We start from the raw sequence: 16,074 nt of genomic DNA, 5'->3' as shown, positions 1-16,074 counted from the left end.
AGTTTACCGTAGATCCGTCATGATTACCGCCCTGGTACTTTTAATTCTGCGCAAACAGGTCATAACGTAAAAAGCGTGAGCACGCTGACGCTGGCGTGCGGGTTGGCCTGCTTCACTGCCTCCAGAAATACCGCAAAGCTGCGGTTGAACAGGGTGTAATTATGCAGAAAGCGCGCCTGCTTCTGCTGGCCGTTAAGTGACCAGTTCACCGACCAGACAGAGCGGTTATTAACTTCCGTCGATTCGCGTTTTACCCCGGTGATAGCGGCCAGTGGAATGGTTGTGGTGTTCGCGTCGGTGACTTCATAAAAGTTCTCAGTATCAAAGTAATAACTCGCCTTATAGCTGCGAGAACTGCCGAAGATGCGCAGCAGAAACGACGATGAAGAAATTAATTTGCGATCGCCCGGGCCATCAGGAGCATCCGCAGGCCGGGTATGCGACAGTTTTTTGGTCACCAGATAGAGGATGACGAGCAAAACAATAAGCGGTAAAAACGCTGCCATGAGCACTTCCTGTATCAAGGTGCGAGAGTGACATTATAGTGAGCTTCCCGCCACGCTCGCCATTGAAATTCTCTACACTTAGCCCCATGCTAGATCTAACAGATAAGCGCCGGAACGTGCGCTTCATTTACCCTATCCAACAGGACTGCGCATATGACCAACCCTTTATTGACGCCTTTCGATCTCCCGCCTTTCTCTGCGATCAAACCTGAACATGTGGTTCCTGCTGTCACCAAAGCGCTGGATGACTGCCGCGCCACGGTCGAAAGCGTGGTGGCGCACGGTGCGCCGTATACGTGGGAGAATTTGTGTCAGCCGCTGGCGGAGACGGATGACGTGCTGGGGCGGATCTTTTCGCCCATCAGCCACCTGAATTCGGTAAAAAATAGCCCGGAACTGCGCGAAGCTTACGAACAAACCCTGCCGCTGCTCTCTGAGTACAGTACCTGGGTCGGGCAGCACGAAGGGCTTTACAAGGCATACCGCGACCTGCGCGATGGTGAACACTATGCTTCACTGACGGCACCGGAGAAGAAAGCGGTCGATAACGCGCTGCGTGATTTTGAACTGTCCGGGATCGGGCTGCCGAAAGAGAAGCAGAAACGCTACGGCGAGATCGCGACCCGCAAATCTGAACTGGGGAATATCTACAGCAATAACGTGCTGGATGCGACGATGGGCTGGACGAAGCTCATCACCGATGAATCTGAACTCGCCGGAATGCCGGAGAGCGCGCTGGCCGCAGCAAAAGCCCAGGCCGAAGCCAAAGAGCAGGAAGGTTATCTGTTAACGCTGGATATCCCGAGCTATCTGCCGGTTCTGACCTACTGCGACAATCAGGCGCTGCGTGAAGAGATGTACCGCGCCTACGGCACTCGTGCCTCCGATCAGGGACCGAATGCCGGTAAGTGGGATAACGGCCCCATCATGGCGGAAATCCTCGCCCTGCGTCACGAGCTGGCGCAGCTGCTGGGCTTCGAAAACTACGCCTATAAATCGCTGGCGACCAAGATGGCGGAAAACCCGCAGCAGGTGCTGGACTTTCTGACCGATCTCGCCAAACGCGCCCGTCCGCAGGGTGAGAAAGAGCTGGCTCAGTTGCGCGCCTTTGCGAAAGCGGAGTATGGCGTAGAGGAGCTACAGCCGTGGGATATCGCGTACTACAGCGAAAAACAAAAACAGCATCTGTACAGCATCAGCGATGAGCAGCTGCGCCCCTATTTCCCGGAAGAGAAAGCGGTTAACGGTCTGTTTGAAGTGGTGAAACGCATTTATGGCATCACCGCTAAAGAGCGCAAAGATATCGACGTCTGGCATCCGGACGTGCGTTTCTTCGAGCTGTATGATGACAAAAACGAACTGCGCGGCAGCTTCTATCTCGACCTCTATGCGCGTGAGCACAAGCGCGGCGGCGCGTGGATGGACGACTGCGTAGGCCAGATGCGTAAAGCGGACGGCACGCTGCAAAAACCAGTTGCCTATCTGACCTGTAACTTCAACCGTCCGGTCAACGGCAAACCCGCGCTGTTTACCCATGATGAAGTGATCACCCTGTTCCATGAATTCGGTCACGGCTTGCACCATATGCTGACCCGCATCGAAACCGCAGGCGTTTCTGGTATCAGCGGCGTGCCGTGGGATGCAGTCGAACTGCCAAGTCAGTTTATGGAGAACTGGTGCTGGGAGCCTGACGCGCTGGCATTTATCTCCGGTCATTACGAAACCGGCGAGCCGCTGCCAAAAGAACTGCTGGATAAAATGCTGGCGGCGAAAAATTACCAGGCGGCGCTGTTTATTCTGCGTCAGCTGGAGTTCGGCCTGTTCGATTTCCGCCTGCACGCTGAGTTTAGCCCGGAGCAGGGGGCGAAAATCCTTGAGACGCTGGCGGAGATTAAAAAGCAGGTTGCCGTGGTGCCGTCTCCGGCCTGGGGCCGCTTCCCGCACGCGTTCAGCCACATCTTCGCGGGCGGCTATGCGGCGGGTTACTACAGCTATCTGTGGGCTGACGTACTGGCGGCGGACGCGTACTCCCGCTTCGAGGAAGAGGGCATTTTCAACCGCGAAACCGGGCAGTCGTTCCTGGATAACATTCTGACGCGCGGTGGTTCCGAAGAGCCGATGGAGCTGTTCAAACGCTTCCGCGGGCGTGAGCCGCAGCTGGATGCAATGCTGGATCATTACGGCATCAAAGGCTGATTTTACGTGCAAATCTGCTTGATTGATGAAACGGGCACCGGAGACGGTGCCTTATCTGTTCTTGCGGCCCGCTGGGGGCTGCAACAGGATGACGATAACCTGATGGCGCTGGTGCTGACGCCGGAGCACCTGGAACTGCGCAAGCGGGATGAGCCGAAGCTTGGCGGCATTTTTGTCGATTTCGTCGGCGGGGCGATGGCGCACCGGCGTAAATTCGGCGGCGGTCGCGGCGAGGCGGTGGCGAAAGCGGTCGGCGTTAAGGGTGATTATCTGCCGGATGTAGTCGATGCCACGGCGGGACTGGGACGCGATGCCTTTGTGCTGGCCTCGGTGGGGTGTCGGGTGCGAATGCTGGAACGTAACCCGGTGGTCGCGGCGTTGCTGGACGACGGTCTGACGCGTGGCTATGCCGATGCGGAAATCGGCGGCTGGTTACAGCAGCGCTTGCAGCTGATCCATGCTTCCAGCCTGACCGGGCTGGCGGAGATTACGCCACGTCCGCAGGTGGTGTACCTCGATCCGATGTTTCCGCATAAGCAGAAAAGTGCGCTGGTGAAAAAGGAGATGCGGGTATTTCAGTCGCTGGTGGGGCCGGATTTAGACGCCGATGGTCTGCTGGAGCCAGCACGTCAGCTGGCGAGCAAGCGCGTGGTAGTCAAACGTCCGGATTATGCGCCGCCGCTGGGCAATATCGCCACCCAGAACGCGATCGTGACCAAAGGGCACCGGTTTGATATTTATGCGGGGACGGCGTAGCGGGGCAGGCCACCGCGTTGTCGCAAGCCACCGCGTTGTCGCGGTGCCGGGTGGCGGTTTCGCCTTACCCGGCCTACGGCTCATTGGCGTAATCTGTTACCGATGTGTCCGGTTTGGGTGTTACCGATACGTCCGGTTTGACGTGTTACCCATGCATCCGGTTTGGTGTCTGATTTCTGGTTTTGCTTGTTGTAGGCCCGGTAAGCGCAGCGCCACCGGGCAGTATTCCACCGTACTATGCGTCAGGCAAAAAGGTGACATCTACACAAACGGCGCTAACGGATCGGCAATCTTAAACGCCGCCGCTTTTTCCGCCTTCGGCGGGTAAATCAACTCGCTGGTAATCGAAAGCTTCAGCTTTTTAGCGTCGGCTCGCGTCAGTTTCACCTGCTGATCCCAGCCCTCGGTATACACCGCGCCCCATGCGCCCAGATCCAGACAGGTCACGTAATTTTCCTGGCGATAAGGCAGCGGCTCGACCGCAAGCAGGCTGGCGGCGGCGTTATTACCGGCAAACTTACCGAGCAGAATGGCGTGCTGGCAGGTCATCAGCGCATGGTTGCCCTTATCGTCGGTTGCGGCATAAGCCACATCGCCGGTGGCATAAATATCATCATACCCTTCGACCTGGAGGAGACGATTTACATGCAGGCGTCCCTGAGCGTCTCGCGGTGCGGTAATCTGCGCGGTGAGCGCATTGGCCTGCACGCCGACGGTCCAGATCACCGTCTTAGACGCGATTTTCTGCCCGTCTTTTAAGGTAACGCCGTCGGCATCAATCTGTTCAACTTCTGCGTTAATCATCCACTCAACGCCCAGTTCTTCGGACGCCTGCTTAATCACCTCGCGCAACGCCTGGCTGTAACGTCCACCTGGCTCTGGCCCCCGTTCAACTACGACTACTCTGGTCTTAGCTTTCTCGCCAACAATACCGCGTAAACGGGCCGGTAGCTCCATCGCCATCTCAATCCCGGTAAAGCCACCGCCGCAGACGACAACGGTATTACGCGCCGCGCTCTCCTCAAACTGCGCCAGCCCGTTGAGGTGCTGTTCCAGAACGGCAGCGCTTTCAATTTGATCCAGGTCGAAGGCATGCTGCTCAACGCCCGCGACAAAGGAACGATTAAGGTGGCTACCGGTCGCCAGAATCAGCTTATCGTAATGAATACATTGTGTTTCGCTGGCCGCGTTGCTGAAAATAACCTCTTTATTTTCAACAGCAATTTGCGATACCACTCCCTGAATAAAGGTTACGCCGGTTACGTCAAATAGCGGCTGAAGCGGTGCCGTCAGGCCGGCAACCTGCGTTTCATAAAAGCGCGGACGAACGCGCAGTTCCGGCTGCGGCGCGATCACCGTTACGTCGATACCTTCCTGCTGATGAAGATCAATGAGTCGGGCCGCGCTAAGGGCTGACCACATACCGGAAAAACCTGCGCCGAGGATAACAATGTGTTTACGCATTTCTTTTTTACTTAACCGTTAGAGAGGAATCTTAACTCGGATTTTATTAGTCTTAGTTTTAAAGCGCAAGCGCTGACGTGGATCTTCACGATAAATTATGATCTCATTTAAATAACCCATTGATATTAATAAAATAAAAAATAGTTCTCCCATTCGTGATACTGGCCTCTATAGCGTAATAAACGGGAAAACGTTACACTAACTAAGATAATTTTTGGCTGAGAATAAAGCATGGCGTTTTACAGTTCAGGCGTTGAATACGGCATCCATAGCCTGATGTGCATGGTCGACAGCAAAGGAGACGCGCGCGAAATGAGCGTCCGGGAAATTGCTGCGCTGCAAAGCGTCCCTTACGACTATCTGGCAAAAATCTTTACCCGGCTTTCAAAGGCCGGGCTGGTGAGCAGCACCGAAGGTAAAGGCGGCGGTTTTAAACTGGCGAAGCCCGCAGAACATATTACGGTGCTGGATGTGGTCACGGCCATTGACGGCGATAAGTCGATTTTTGAGTGCCGCGAAATCCGTCAACGACTGGCTGTTTTTGATGAGCAGGCTCCCGCCTGGGCCTGCGAAGGGATCTGCGGCGTGCGGTCGGTTATGGACATGGCGCAGCAGCGGATGGAAGAGGCGCTGTCGCAGCACACGATCCTCGATCTCACGCGGAAAATGTACCGTAAAGCCCCGGATGAATTTGTTATTGAAGTGCAGGAGTGGATCGCCGCCAGAAAAGGATAACGCGTCCTGCTTATCCTGCCGTTAACCCATTGAATTTTAATCTCGTCCAGAATTGTTTTCGATCGCGATCACAGTTCACTTCGGGCTGCATAGGATATGCATTATTTTGCGCGTAATATTATTAAACACGCAAAATAATGCATTATGTAACAATGCTAAGGATTGAATGAAATGGCGTTTAAATCGGTCATTTTATCGCCTTCTCTGATGTGTGCTGATTTACTTAACTTAAGTCATGCCGTCAGGGAGCTTGAAGAGGCGGGTGTCGATGCGTTGCATATCGACCTTATCGACAGCGCCTTTAGTCCCAGCATGCCGCTGGGGCTGGAGACGATTAAGCAGCTACGTAAACAGACCCGTCTGGATTTCGATATCCATATTATGTCTGTCAATAATGAGTGGTTTATCAAACAGGTACTGGATATCGGCGTGCAACGTATTGCCTTTCACTATGAGACCTCTTTGCATCCCGACAGGCTGGTTAACCTTATCAAAAAAGAGAATGTGGAAGCGGGAATCGCGCTAAATCCAGCCACCAGTCTGACCACGCTCGACTACCTTTTACCTTCACTTGATTACGCATTATTGATGCTTATCAATCCGGGCTTTGCTGGCGATAAAAGCGAGCAGCAGGTTCCCTATGCAGAAGAAAAAGTCCGGCAACTTCGTGCAAAAATTTCAGCGGCTGAGGCTGATACCGCGATACAGGTTGATGGCCGCGTCTCGTTTGCCACTATTCCTGGGCTGATTGCTGCCGGTGCCACCAATCTGGTACTCGGCAGTACGGGGTTGTTTGTTGCCGGACATACGCTTAAAGAGAACAAGCGCACGCTCGATCAGACGGTGGCAGAAGGTCTGGCACGGGTAGAAATCAGGGAGTGAACGCATGAATTATCAACTTAATAAAAGCCATGTCATTAATGAACTCAACGCTACCCTCGACAACGTCTCTTCGCAGAGCGTCGAGCAATTGCTGGAGATGATCGAATCCGCAGACCGGGTCTTTTTTGTCGGCGTGGGCCGGGTGCTGCTCTCCTTGCAGGCGATAGCCAAGCGCCTGGCGCATCTCGGTATCCAGACCTGCATTGTCGGGCAAATAACGGAACCGGCGATTACCGCTAACGATCTGCTTATTGTCGGCTCCGGTAGCGGTGAAAGCATGTTCCCGTTAGGGATTGCGCGAAAAGCGAAAACCTTTCATGCCAAAGTTGCGCATATTGGCGCTAACCCGCAAAGCAGCATGAAAGAGGTCAGCGATTTGTTTATTCGCATTCCGGTAAAAACCAAACTTAACCTGCCTTCGGAAACGCCCTCCATCCAGCCGATGACCTCGCTTTTTGAACAGTCCTTGCTTTTGCTGGGCGATATCCTCGCGCTCCTGCTGATCGAAAAGCGACAAATAAACATGGACGCGCTTTGGCAGTTTCACGCCAATCTTGAATAAGGTTCGCGTTCCGGTGCTTCTCTTTGCGCCATTGTGCTCAAACTGCACAATGGCGCATTTTCTTTATCTGTAAGGAATAGAAATGGCGATAACCGTTATTTTTGATATGGATGGCGTACTTATCGACTCGGAGCCAGTATGGCGCGATGTCGAAAAAGAGTTCTATTTACTGCGTCACGGGCTGACGCTGGTCGATGATGATTTTGATGCTTTCACGGGAATGCCGGTAATGGTGTTTTTGCGCAAACTGCATGAAAGACACCGGCTACCCGCGCACGATCTCTCTTTCGTTCACGACCTTATCGTCGGGCAGGTGGCGGACAAAATACGCCAGCAGCCCCGACCTGTGCCCGGCATCTTCGAACTCCTTGATGCGCTGCGCCAGCGTAATATTCCCATGTCGGTGGCCTCTTCTTCACCGCTGCGTCAGATCGATAACGTCCTCGATACGCTCAATATTCGCCATTATTTCCAGGCCGCTATCTCGGCAGAGACGCTGGCGCATTGTAAGCCGCATCCGGAAATCTTCCTCAATGCTGCGGCCATGATGGACGCCGATCCGCAATATTGTCTGGTGATTGAAGATTCGCTTAACGGCCTGATCGCCGCCAAAGCTGCCGGAATGCGTGCCCTGGCACTGCCGGCACCGCATCAGCGTCACGATCCCCGTTTTACGTTAGCGGACCAGATTATCGATCATCATGATGAGGTCTTACCTTTCATTCTGAATTCGTGGTAAAAAACGCAAAAAAAACAGGTTTACCGACTGTCAGGTAAACCTGTTAAAAGGCGAAAAGGGATTATTATTCGCCTAAACCTTTCTCTATTTCACTCGTCAAACTTTCCATAGCGGCGGTGGCGTCATCACCTTCAAACTCCACCCGTATTTCATGACCTTTTTTAATACCTAAAGACATCAGTGCCATCAGGCTTTTGGCGTTAACAAACTTATCGCTGCGCGACAGGTTAGCGACCGTAACTGAACAGGCAAAAGGCTTCAGGGTCGAGACGAACGTCGCCCCGGGCCGGGCATGCAGCCCATTTTCATTACGGATAATAAATTGTGCGTGACAGTGTTTATTGACCATAGTGACTTACAGATTGCTGGATGGAATAAGCCGCATCGGTATAGTGCTTCGCCACGCAGCGTGTAATTTCATGATCCTGAGGCAGGCCAATAATCGTTGCGGCGGTCGCCAGAAGACCCTGGCTTTGCAGCGATTGCTGAATAGCCACTGAGGCTTTATCGTCAGGTGCGTAATACGCCAGACCGCAGGCGATGGCTTTGGCAATCGGCGTGTAATCCAGGCCAAATTTCAGGCACAGATGCGCCACACCCATCAGACGGTCGCGATTGGCCAGTTTACGGATGGGGTCCCAGGCAACGCGATGGATAGAATCCGGCAGTTCGTTTTTCGCTTTCGGCAGATATTCAAGATCCGTCAGCGCTTCACGGGTGATTTGCGGATATTCCAGCATCACAGCTTTAATGGTGACATCGTGAACCGCATTCACCAGCTCGGCGATTTCCGGGTCGGCAGAGGCGTCAGGAATCGTTTTATAACCTTTCAGGAAGCCAAAGTAGGCGGTGGTGGCATGCGGACCGTTAATGGTGAACACTTTGATGTCTTTCAACATTTCAAGGTGCTCTCTCGGCTCCAGCCATTCGACATCGCTGATGTCGTTGTACAGCGGGGTCTGAATCAGCAGTGACGCGACGGCGGTGCTGTCAATGTTAGTGGCATAGTTGGTTTCGGCATCCGTGGAGCGGCGAACGATGGAGTCACGGATGGCAACGTGGGTATCAAACCAGGCGCGGGCTTCCGGCGAAGAAATTGCGTCGCGGTAATAGCCTTCAATATCTTTAATAATATGGTTTTTGTTGGTTAAGCAGATCAGCGTCATTTTTTTGTCAGGATCGACTTCATACTGCTTTTCAAAACAGGCTGACAGATATTCTGCGGAGGCCGGAAAATCTTCCGGGTAGAGCGGGCACATAATAACGGAAGATTCGAGGAAATCATCCATTACGGAATAGTTATCATCAGTCAGAAATGCATTAAAGTTGGTGATATCATGCATGATGATGTCATCGGTACGAAATACCTGAACGGTATATTTGTTATGTTTTTTTAATTCGTCGATGACTCGGGGGTCTTTATCCAGGAACGAAATATTCCAGCCTGCATTATCAAACGTTTCGCCAACAAAGCCTTTACCAAGGCGGCCAGCGCCTACAATTAATACGCGTTTCATTAACATACCTCATAATATTTAGATGTCCTTACTCGTGAATATATGAGTGATATCCTTGAGTGAGGACACAACGAAATTAGACCTGGTCTCAAGTTTTTCTTCAGTTACAAGGATGGCAACTTCATTCGAGACCTCAGCCATTTTTTGTTTGGTGTAGCACTCATCCAGTCCTGGAATGGTTACGCCGACTTCGCTATCAACATGGGCGACGCCCATAAAATAGATATCGGGACGAATAGCGGCCAGTTCACGGATGGTTTCTGCACCAATTAATACTAAAGAGTTTTTGTAAAGCCTGCCGCCTAAACCGATAACTTCCACATTTTGATAATCACTGAGTAAGTGCAAAATAGGAATGTTGTTGGAGACAACTGTACATTTTATATCTTTAGGTATTTGTTTAACTAATTCGTAATTGGTTGTTCCTCCATCAATCAGAATGACACTATTCTCTTTGATTAAATGCACTGCTTTCTTTGCAAGTTTAACCTTTTCATTAATGTTGAGATCCTGCCTGACATTAAAGTCAGTGACTGCCGGGCCAACGCGTATTGCGCCACTGTGTACGCGTCGAATTAATCCCTGGTTTGCAAGTTCATTTAAGTCGCGCCTTACGGTATCTTCAGAAACCTTCAGGCGCTCACTTAATTTACTGGCAACGATCTTTTTTTCTTTTTCAAGTATCTGAAGAATAATGTCTTGTCTGGCTGCCTTCATCATTACATACTCATGTTATTCAAAGAATAACGAGTATATCTTATAAGTTCAGGACTTGTAAAATTTGTTCTGATGATGTGGCATTACGTAACGCCATAACATTCTCTTCTTCAATACATATAAGGGCGATTTTATTCAGTAAGTCCATATGTTCACCCTCCTTGCCAGCAATACCAATGGTTATATATGCAGTATTTCCATCACCAAAGTCGACGCCATCAGGAAACTGCACTAACGAGATCCCGGTTTTAATGATTTCACAGTCTGAGCCATCCGTACCGTGAGGGATCGCTAATCCATTCCCCAGATACGTTGAAACTATTTCCTCCCTGAGCTTCATTCTTTCAATGTATCGCTCAGTGATATAACCATTCTGTTTTAAAACTTCCCCGGTTAACGTTATTGCGGCAAATTTATCGTCAGCTTTGGCATTGAGGACAATGTTTTTTAGAGAGAAAATTTCATTCATGTTGTTGCTTCCTGATTCGCCGCCTGATTGCGTTGCTTGATAAATGCAACGGTTTCATCGTAATCACTTAACTTAATAAAGTTATTAACAGTGATAAACGCCGTATTCGCATTTTCGCAGCTAAGTTTCGCGCGTTCGAGCAACCCGGAGAGGGTAATAACAATGTCGTAATCTTTGCCCACCCGATTAGCGGAATCATTAACAACGGTGATGGTGTCGAGATTTTCTTCCTTCAGCCGTTTTCGCAGTACCGATGCTCCCATGGCGCTGGAACCCATGCCGGAATCGCAGGCGACAAGTATTCGCTGGATGCTTTTCCTTACCGTCGCAGGTGCAGAAGTCGGTGTTGCCATGCCCGGTACAAAATCCGTGACGGATTTCACCTGACGACCACCGACAATAACAGGATCCTCTTCTTCGCCATCTTCTGAGCCGGGGCTGATTTTCAACAGCAGCCAGCCAAGCGTGCAGGAGACGATAAAGCCCGCGCTAATCGAAACCAGGTTGGCGATAATAGCGCTTTTCGGTGTCATCATCGCGATAGCGATCAAGCTGCCCGGAGACGCTACGCCAATCAGGCCGCCACCCATAATCACTTGCAGGAACAGCGAGACCGCCAGCCCACCCATGGTGGCGAAGACCAACAGCGGGTTTGCCAGCACGAAGGGGAAGTAAACTTCACCAATCCCGGCAATCCCGGCAATGAACATTGCCATCGGTGCGGTCTTTTTAGCGCGTCCACGTCCGAAAAGGGCGATAGCCATCAGCGTTCCCAGCAATGGACCGTTGTTGGTATCCACCAGGAACATGATCGATTTACCCAGTTCAGGAACCTGCGCAAAACCGATCGGGGCAAGGATACCGTGGTTAACGACGTTGTTAAGGAACAGCACCTGGGCCGGAGCCATAAAGACAGACAGCAGCGGCAGGAGGTTATGGGTAGTACACCAGTTAACGCCTGATGTAATAATCACGATCAGCAGACGGATCACTGGCCCAACGGTCATGTAAGCAAAAATCGCGCACAGCAGACCTATGATCCCCAGGCTGAAATTATTCACGAACATTTCAAAGCCGGGTTTAATTTTGGGCTGCACTTTCTGATCGAATTTCTTCAACAGCCAGGAGGAGAGCGGCCCCATGACCATCGCACCACTGATCATCGTAATGTTAGAGCCCACAATGACGCCCATGGTGGCGAAGGCGGCAATGACCCCGCCACGCTGACCGTGAATGTTGTATCCTGCTGTGTAGCCAATCAATAATGGAAAAAGATAATTCAGGATTGGGCCGACCATCTCTCCTAATTTTTCATTGGGGAACCAGCCATTTGGAATAAAAATGGCGGCCATTAATCCCCATCCGACAAATGCACCCAGATTCGGCATAACCATGCCGCTCATAACTCCACCGAACTTTCTAATTTTCGCTAACGTAGGGCTATTGGCAATTCGATTGTTCCCCATGGTCGGCTCCATTTCTTATGATAATGAGTGATTAATGATGTGATTTACCGCCAGTGATATTGACGACCGAGCCCGTGATATAAGAAGAGTGATCAGAGACCAGGTAAGAAATAAGATCGGCAATCTCTTCCAGCTTGCCAGGGCGTCCCAGTGGAATAATGCCTTTGTAGTCTTTATGCACGTGGGAAGGATCGGTGCCGCGGGTATAGGCCAGCGCACGGAAATTCGCTTCGCTGTTCATCGGGGTAGGGACGTTAATGCCGGGTTCAACGCTAACGATGCGGATATTGTACGGCCCCAGCTCTTTTGCCCAGGCGAAGGTAAAGGCGTTAACGGCGGCTTTGGTTGCAGAGTAGCAGCTCTGGCCGCGTGAACCCTGAACGCCAGCCTCAGAGGTCATATTGATAATCACGCCGGACTCCTGTTCGACCATTTGACGGGCGACGGCCTGGGAGACGAGATAGACCGCTTTCTGGTTAACATTCACCATAAAGTCGAAGTCATCTTCGCTCAGCTCATATTCCGGTTTTTGTTTGAAGACATCCACCAGCAGGCGCGGGCGGCTGACGCCTGCGTTGTTGACCAGTCCGTCAATATGACCAAATTTCTTGACCACGCTAGCGGCAAGCTGCTCGACTTCTGCTTTTTTGGTCACATCGCATTTGATATAGGTGATACCGTCAATCTGACTAAACGCGGCGTTAGGTGCGAGGTCGGCATACACCACGATTGCGCCATTGGCATGCAGGTTTTCAACCATCTTTTCGCCAAGACCCATGCTGCCGCCGGTCACAATCACCACTTTTCCGGAAAGATCCAACCACTTTATTGCTTGATCCATTTTTCTTTCTCTCACTGTTTTTACGTTGGTTTGCACATGCCACGGCGCGGGTACGTAACGTGGCATGCTTGCCAGGAATAAATGCGTTTTTGTGCGCGTTTGTAATTTATGCGCAGAAAAACGCATTGACTACGAAGAGGATCTTAATATGCGAGGTAAATCACATCATAAATGTATTATTCTTTATAATTCAATGAATTACATTTTTTCATTTATTTTGCGTAGAGGATCGCACTTCGGGGTTGATGGTTAATTAATCAATTAATAGTGCGCGTAAATGCGTTTATTAATATTTTTAATGCATTTACGTGCATGTTTGTGTTTTTAGTGTGTTTGATGATTGTTATTTAATGGTGAAATAAGCAATGCGAAGGCGTGGTGGCGAAGAGAAAATTAAGGCGTTAGCAGGAGAAACGGGGGAAAGGCAGGCATAAAAAAACTGCGGACCCGCCGCAGTTTTTTGTTGGCAAAGTGCAGTTTTATTCGTCTTCTTCGTCGCGCAGCGGGACGATCAGCATGTCGACATGCACGGTATTAATCAATTGGCGAGCAGATGACATGAGTTTGCTCCAGAAATCCTGATGATGGCCGCAAACGACCAGGTCCATGTCATATTTTTTAATCGCATCAACCAGCACCTGACCCAGATCGCCGCTGCCGCTCAGGGTTTCGGTGATAGGGTAGTTGGCATTGGCGGAGAGTTCACTCAGGGCATGATGCGTTTCTTCAGAGATGCGTTTTTGCATATCGCCGAGGTTCACATCAATCAGACCGGTGTATAGATCGGAGTAGTTAACATCCACATGGATCAGGGAAATTTTTGCATCGTAAGGACGCGCCATGGATACCGCTTTGTCTACCAGCACTTTGCTTTCTGGAGACAGGTCAACCGCAATGAGAATGTGTTTGTAAGCCATAGTGTTACTCCTTCCATAAGTTGTCGATGACCAGTGGGCCGGACCGCCTGCTGTCGCTGGCTGTCTTGTTCCGCGTCCTGCGTACTACACGCGCGGGATGAATAAGCCCTGCCTTTAGAAGCCTGGTGTAGAGGATGATCCTACCTTATAGCGCACCAGGTCCTTCGTCAATGTCGCTTGCTCAACTCAAAGTTGAACAAAATTTTCAGACAATTGCATTGATAATGGTTAACGTTATGGTAAAAAAATTAACTGATCTCCTACACTATTTAATGAGCCGGTCGGATAAATAAACGTGATCGGTTTCTCACTCTTTCAATGAACTCTTTGTCCGTATGTTGGGGAGCGATTGCCCGCAGGCTTTAACGGTGGGTAATTGCCGGGGAGGCGGTATGATCAGCACCATCGCGCTTTTTTGGGCTCTATGTGTTGTTTGTGTTGTTAACATGGCACGCTATTTTTCATCCCTGCGTGCGCTGTTAGTGGTATTACGCGGCTGTGACCCTTTGCTTTACCAGTACGTCGATGGTGGCGGTTTCTTTACGTCTCACGGTCAGCCCGGCAAGCAGGTGCGACTGGTGTGGTATATCTATGCTCAACGCTACCTTGATCATCATGATGATGAGTTTATCCGCCGCTGTGAACGCGTGCGCGGACAGTTTATTTTGACCAGCTTTTTGTGTGGGCTGGTGGTGGTCAGTCTGATCGCGTTGATGATTTGGCACTGAAAAAAAAGCGGGCCAGTTTCCTGACCCGCTTCTGTTTTCTGCAATACCCGCCGTTAAATGATATGCAAGGCCAGCCAGTACAGTACGCCCGACAGCAGGATTGAGGCTGGAAGCGTAAAGACCCACGCCATCAATATGCTGGTCACGGTTTTGCGTTGCAGACCGCCACCGTCTACGATCATCGTCCCCGCCACGGAGGATGAGAGAACGTGGGTGGTGGAAACCGGCATGCCGGTATAGCTGGCAAGCCCGATGGAGACCGCTGCCGTCATCTGAGCGGACATGCCCTGTGCATAGGTCATGCCTTTTTTACCGATTTTTTCACCGATAGTGGTGGCAACACGTCGCCAGCCAATCATGGTACCAATACCCAGCGCTAACGCGACGGCCATGATGATCCAGATAGGGGCATACTCAATGGTGCTGAGCATATCGCCTTTCAGCTTTTTGAGCAGACGCTGATCGTCAGCGCTGACATTCGGCATCTTAGCGACTTTATCGGTTGTATCCGCAATACACAGCATGATGCGGCGCAGCTGGCTACGTTGCTCTACCGGAAGCTTATCGTAGTTATCAATGTCGCCCAGCATCGTTTTAGCGCGGTTTAGCGCGTTAATCGCCAGGCCAGGATGGCAATGAAACTCGGCCGGCTTGTTACCGGTTTGTTCCGGCGTCGGAATCGCCGGCTCTTTTTCGATCGCTTTTTGCAGGAAGTCCGGATGCTGCTGGAAATAGACTTCTACGTTATTGATCGCGTCGCGAGTACGGGTAATGTCGTAGCCAGAGGCATTCATGTTAACTACGAATCCCGCAGGCGCAACGCCAATCAGTACCAGCATAATCAGGCCAATCCCTTTCTGTCCGTCATTCGCACCGTGAGAAAAACTCACGCCAATGGCGGACAGGATCAGCGCGATACGCGTCCAGAACGGCGGTTTTTTCTTCCCGTCTTTCTTTTCACGTTCGGCTGGCGTCAGGTGGATACGGGCGCGTTTTTTGGTGCCGCTCCAGTAGCGACGCAAAATAAACACCAGGCCCCCTGCGAAGATCAGGCCAACGATGGGAGACACAATCAACGAGGCAAAGATGTTGATAACTTTGGGAATGTTGAGCGCATCGACCACCGATGTACCGCTCATCAATGCGTTGGTTAAACCAATGCCGATGATTGCGCCAATCAGGGTATGAGAACTGGAGGCCGGCAAACCAAAATACCAGGTCCCCAGGTTCCAGATGATAGCCGCCAGCAGCATGGAGAAAACCATCGCCAGGCCGTGAGCGGAGCTGACATTCAGTAGCAGATCGGTTGGCAGCATATGCACAATCGCATAGGCCACGCTCAATCCGCCGAGCAGAACGCCGAAAAAGTTAAATACCGCAGCCATGACCACCGCGAGTTGCGAGCGCATTGCACGGGTATAAATCACGGTTGCAACAGCATTCGCAGTGTCATGGAAGCCGTTGATGGCTTCGTAAAACAGCACAAAAACCAGAGCAAGCAATAACAAAAGGCCCGTATGGAAATCAAGACCAGCAAACAAATGTAGCATAGGACGTTACGCCATTTTGAGGACATGAA

At 51.1% G+C, this 16,074-nt stretch carries 17 protein-coding genes; 7 read left to right on the top strand and 10 right to left on the bottom strand.

The annotated features are described in order from the left end of the window. Positions 1-59: 59 nt before the first annotated feature. Positions 60-506, bottom strand: a complete 447-nt coding sequence (locus tag INT84_RS15245; RefSeq protein ID WP_194207465.1) for a hypothetical protein — start codon at positions 504-506, stop codon at positions 60-62. A 153-nt stretch (positions 507-659) separates the two neighbouring features. Between INT84_RS15245 and prlC the strand changes: the two genes are divergently transcribed. After that, on the top strand, positions 660-2,702 hold the full coding sequence (prlC, locus tag INT84_RS15240; protein WP_194207464.1) for an oligopeptidase A: 2,043 nt from the start codon (positions 660-662) through the stop codon (positions 2,700-2,702). Positions 2,703-2,708: 6 nt separating this feature from the next. Further along, positions 2,709-3,458, top strand: coding sequence for a 16S rRNA (guanine(1516)-N(2))-methyltransferase RsmJ (gene rsmJ / locus INT84_RS15235; protein ID WP_194207463.1), 750 nt, complete (start codon positions 2,709-2,711; stop codon positions 3,456-3,458). Positions 3,459-3,719: 261 nt separating this feature from the next. Here the strand turns inward: rsmJ and INT84_RS15230 are convergent, their stop codons facing one another. Then, entirely contained in the window at positions 3,720-4,922 is a 1,203-nt protein-coding gene (locus INT84_RS15230; protein ID WP_194207462.1) for an NAD(P)/FAD-dependent oxidoreductase, read from the bottom strand. A 231-nt stretch (positions 4,923-5,153) separates the two neighbouring features. Here INT84_RS15230 and INT84_RS15225 point away from each other — a divergent pair, with 231 nt between their 5' ends. The 4 genes from INT84_RS15225 to hxpB all read left to right on the top strand — a co-directional run bounded on the left by INT84_RS15225 (position 5,154) and on the right by hxpB (position 7,840). After that, positions 5,154-5,657 carry an Rrf2 family transcriptional regulator gene (locus INT84_RS15225; protein WP_194207461.1) on the top strand — a complete coding sequence of 168 codons (504 nt, stop codon included), beginning with the start codon at positions 5,154-5,156 and terminating at the stop codon, positions 5,655-5,657. A 171-nt stretch (positions 5,658-5,828) separates the two neighbouring features. Further along, a complete protein-coding gene (locus tag INT84_RS15220; RefSeq protein WP_194207460.1) occupies positions 5,829-6,539 on the top strand; it encodes a ribulose-phosphate 3-epimerase in 711 nt (236 codons plus the stop codon). 4 nt (positions 6,540-6,543) lie between these two features. Continuing rightward, the gene (gene hxlB / locus INT84_RS15215) at positions 6,544-7,101 is read left to right on the top strand and encodes a 6-phospho-3-hexuloisomerase (protein ID WP_176918776.1); all 558 of its coding nucleotides are present in this window, start codon (positions 6,544-6,546) and stop codon (positions 7,099-7,101) included. An 82-nt stretch (positions 7,102-7,183) separates the two neighbouring features. After that, entirely contained in the window at positions 7,184-7,840 is a 657-nt protein-coding gene (gene hxpB, locus INT84_RS15210) for a hexitol phosphatase HxpB (protein ID WP_194207459.1), read from the top strand. Positions 7,841-7,904: 64 nt separating this feature from the next. Here hxpB and INT84_RS15205 read toward each other — a convergent pair whose 3' ends face one another. From INT84_RS15205 to uspA, 7 genes are all read right to left on the bottom strand, one after another. Next, the gene (locus tag INT84_RS15205) at positions 7,905-8,189 is read right to left on the bottom strand and encodes an HPr family phosphocarrier protein (protein ID WP_176918778.1); all 285 of its coding nucleotides are present in this window, start codon (positions 8,187-8,189) and stop codon (positions 7,905-7,907) included. Beyond that, positions 8,179-9,357: a mannitol dehydrogenase gene (locus tag INT84_RS15200; protein ID WP_194207458.1), complete on the bottom strand. Its 1,179-nt coding sequence runs from the start codon at positions 9,355-9,357 to the stop codon at positions 8,179-8,181. The genes INT84_RS15205 and INT84_RS15200 overlap by 11 nt, the downstream gene beginning before the upstream one ends. 18 nt (positions 9,358-9,375) lie before the next feature. After that, the gene (locus INT84_RS15195) at positions 9,376-10,077 is read right to left on the bottom strand and encodes a DeoR/GlpR family DNA-binding transcription regulator (protein ID WP_228066284.1); all 702 of its coding nucleotides are present in this window, start codon (positions 10,075-10,077) and stop codon (positions 9,376-9,378) included. 37 nt (positions 10,078-10,114) lie between these two features. Next, positions 10,115-10,543 carry a PTS sugar transporter subunit IIA gene (locus INT84_RS15190; RefSeq protein ID WP_194207457.1) on the bottom strand — a complete coding sequence of 143 codons (429 nt, stop codon included), beginning with the start codon at positions 10,541-10,543 and terminating at the stop codon, positions 10,115-10,117. Then, the gene (locus tag INT84_RS15185; protein WP_194207456.1) at positions 10,540-12,009 is read right to left on the bottom strand and encodes a PTS mannitol transporter subunit IICB; all 1,470 of its coding nucleotides are present in this window, start codon (positions 12,007-12,009) and stop codon (positions 10,540-10,542) included. The genes INT84_RS15190 and INT84_RS15185 overlap by 4 nt, the downstream gene beginning before the upstream one ends. Before the next feature lie 31 nt (positions 12,010-12,040). Then, a complete protein-coding gene (locus tag INT84_RS15180) occupies positions 12,041-12,850 on the bottom strand; it encodes a sorbitol-6-phosphate dehydrogenase subunit (RefSeq protein WP_194207455.1) in 810 nt (269 codons plus the stop codon). 479 nt (positions 12,851-13,329) lie between these two features. After that, on the bottom strand, positions 13,330-13,767 hold the full coding sequence (gene uspA / locus INT84_RS15175; protein ID WP_194207454.1) for a universal stress protein UspA: 438 nt from the start codon (positions 13,765-13,767) through the stop codon (positions 13,330-13,332). A 392-nt stretch (positions 13,768-14,159) separates the two neighbouring features. Here uspA and uspB point away from each other — a divergent pair, with 392 nt between their 5' ends. Next, positions 14,160-14,495, top strand: a complete 336-nt coding sequence (uspB, locus tag INT84_RS15170; protein WP_176919478.1) for a universal stress protein UspB — start codon at positions 14,160-14,162, stop codon at positions 14,493-14,495. Positions 14,496-14,548: 53 nt separating this feature from the next. On the opposite strand, the gene pitA is transcribed toward uspB, so the two are convergent. Next, a complete protein-coding gene (pitA, locus tag INT84_RS15165; RefSeq protein WP_194207453.1) occupies positions 14,549-16,045 on the bottom strand; it encodes an inorganic phosphate transporter PitA in 1,497 nt (498 codons plus the stop codon). Between the last annotated feature and the right edge of the window lie 29 nt (positions 16,046-16,074).

It is taken from the genome of Superficieibacter sp. 1612_C1 (assembly GCF_015234305.1).
GTDB lineage: Bacteria > Pseudomonadota > Gammaproteobacteria > Enterobacterales > Enterobacteriaceae > Superficieibacter.
Note: the sequence above shows the minus strand (reverse complement) of the source record. Positions and strands in the feature narration are given on the sequence as shown.

What these genes read in the sequence shown, in the direction of transcription:
- INT84_RS15245 (WP_194207465.1), bottom strand. Translation starts at nt 506, where the DNA reads ATGGCAGCGTTTTTACCGCTTATTGTTTTGCTCGTCATCCTCTATCTG.
- prlC (WP_194207464.1), top strand. Translation starts at nt 660, where the DNA reads ATGACCAACCCTTTATTGACGCCTTTCGATCTCCCGCCTTTCTCTGCG.
- INT84_RS15230 (WP_194207462.1), bottom strand. Translation starts at nt 4,922, where the DNA reads ATGCGTAAACACATTGTTATCCTCGGCGCAGGTTTTTCCGGTATGTGG.
- INT84_RS15225 (WP_194207461.1), top strand. Translation starts at nt 5,154, where the DNA reads ATGGCGTTTTACAGTTCAGGCGTTGAATACGGCATCCATAGCCTGATG.
- INT84_RS15220 (WP_194207460.1), top strand. Translation starts at nt 5,829, where the DNA reads ATGGCGTTTAAATCGGTCATTTTATCGCCTTCTCTGATGTGTGCTGAT.
- hxlB (WP_176918776.1), top strand. Translation starts at nt 6,544, where the DNA reads ATGAATTATCAACTTAATAAAAGCCATGTCATTAATGAACTCAACGCT.
- hxpB (WP_194207459.1), top strand. Translation starts at nt 7,184, where the DNA reads ATGGCGATAACCGTTATTTTTGATATGGATGGCGTACTTATCGACTCG.
- INT84_RS15205 (WP_176918778.1), bottom strand. Translation starts at nt 8,189, where the DNA reads ATGGTCAATAAACACTGTCACGCACAATTTATTATCCGTAATGAAAAT.
- INT84_RS15200 (WP_194207458.1), bottom strand. Translation starts at nt 9,357, where the DNA reads ATGAAACGCGTATTAATTGTAGGCGCTGGCCGCCTTGGTAAAGGCTTT.
- INT84_RS15195 (WP_228066284.1), bottom strand. Translation starts at nt 10,077, where the DNA reads ATGATGAAGGCAGCCAGACAAGACATTATTCTTCAGATACTTGAAAAA.
- INT84_RS15190 (WP_194207457.1), bottom strand. Translation starts at nt 10,543, where the DNA reads ATGAATGAAATTTTCTCTCTAAAAAACATTGTCCTCAATGCCAAAGCT.
- INT84_RS15185 (WP_194207456.1), bottom strand. Translation starts at nt 12,009, where the DNA reads ATGGGGAACAATCGAATTGCCAATAGCCCTACGTTAGCGAAAATTAGA.
- INT84_RS15180 (WP_194207455.1), bottom strand. Translation starts at nt 12,850, where the DNA reads ATGGATCAAGCAATAAAGTGGTTGGATCTTTCCGGAAAAGTGGTGATT.
- uspA (WP_194207454.1), bottom strand. Translation starts at nt 13,767, where the DNA reads ATGGCTTACAAACACATTCTCATTGCGGTTGACCTGTCTCCAGAAAGC.
- uspB (WP_176919478.1), top strand. Translation starts at nt 14,160, where the DNA reads ATGATCAGCACCATCGCGCTTTTTTGGGCTCTATGTGTTGTTTGTGTT.
- pitA (WP_194207453.1), bottom strand. Translation starts at nt 16,045, where the DNA reads ATGCTACATTTGTTTGCTGGTCTTGATTTCCATACGGGCCTTTTGTTA.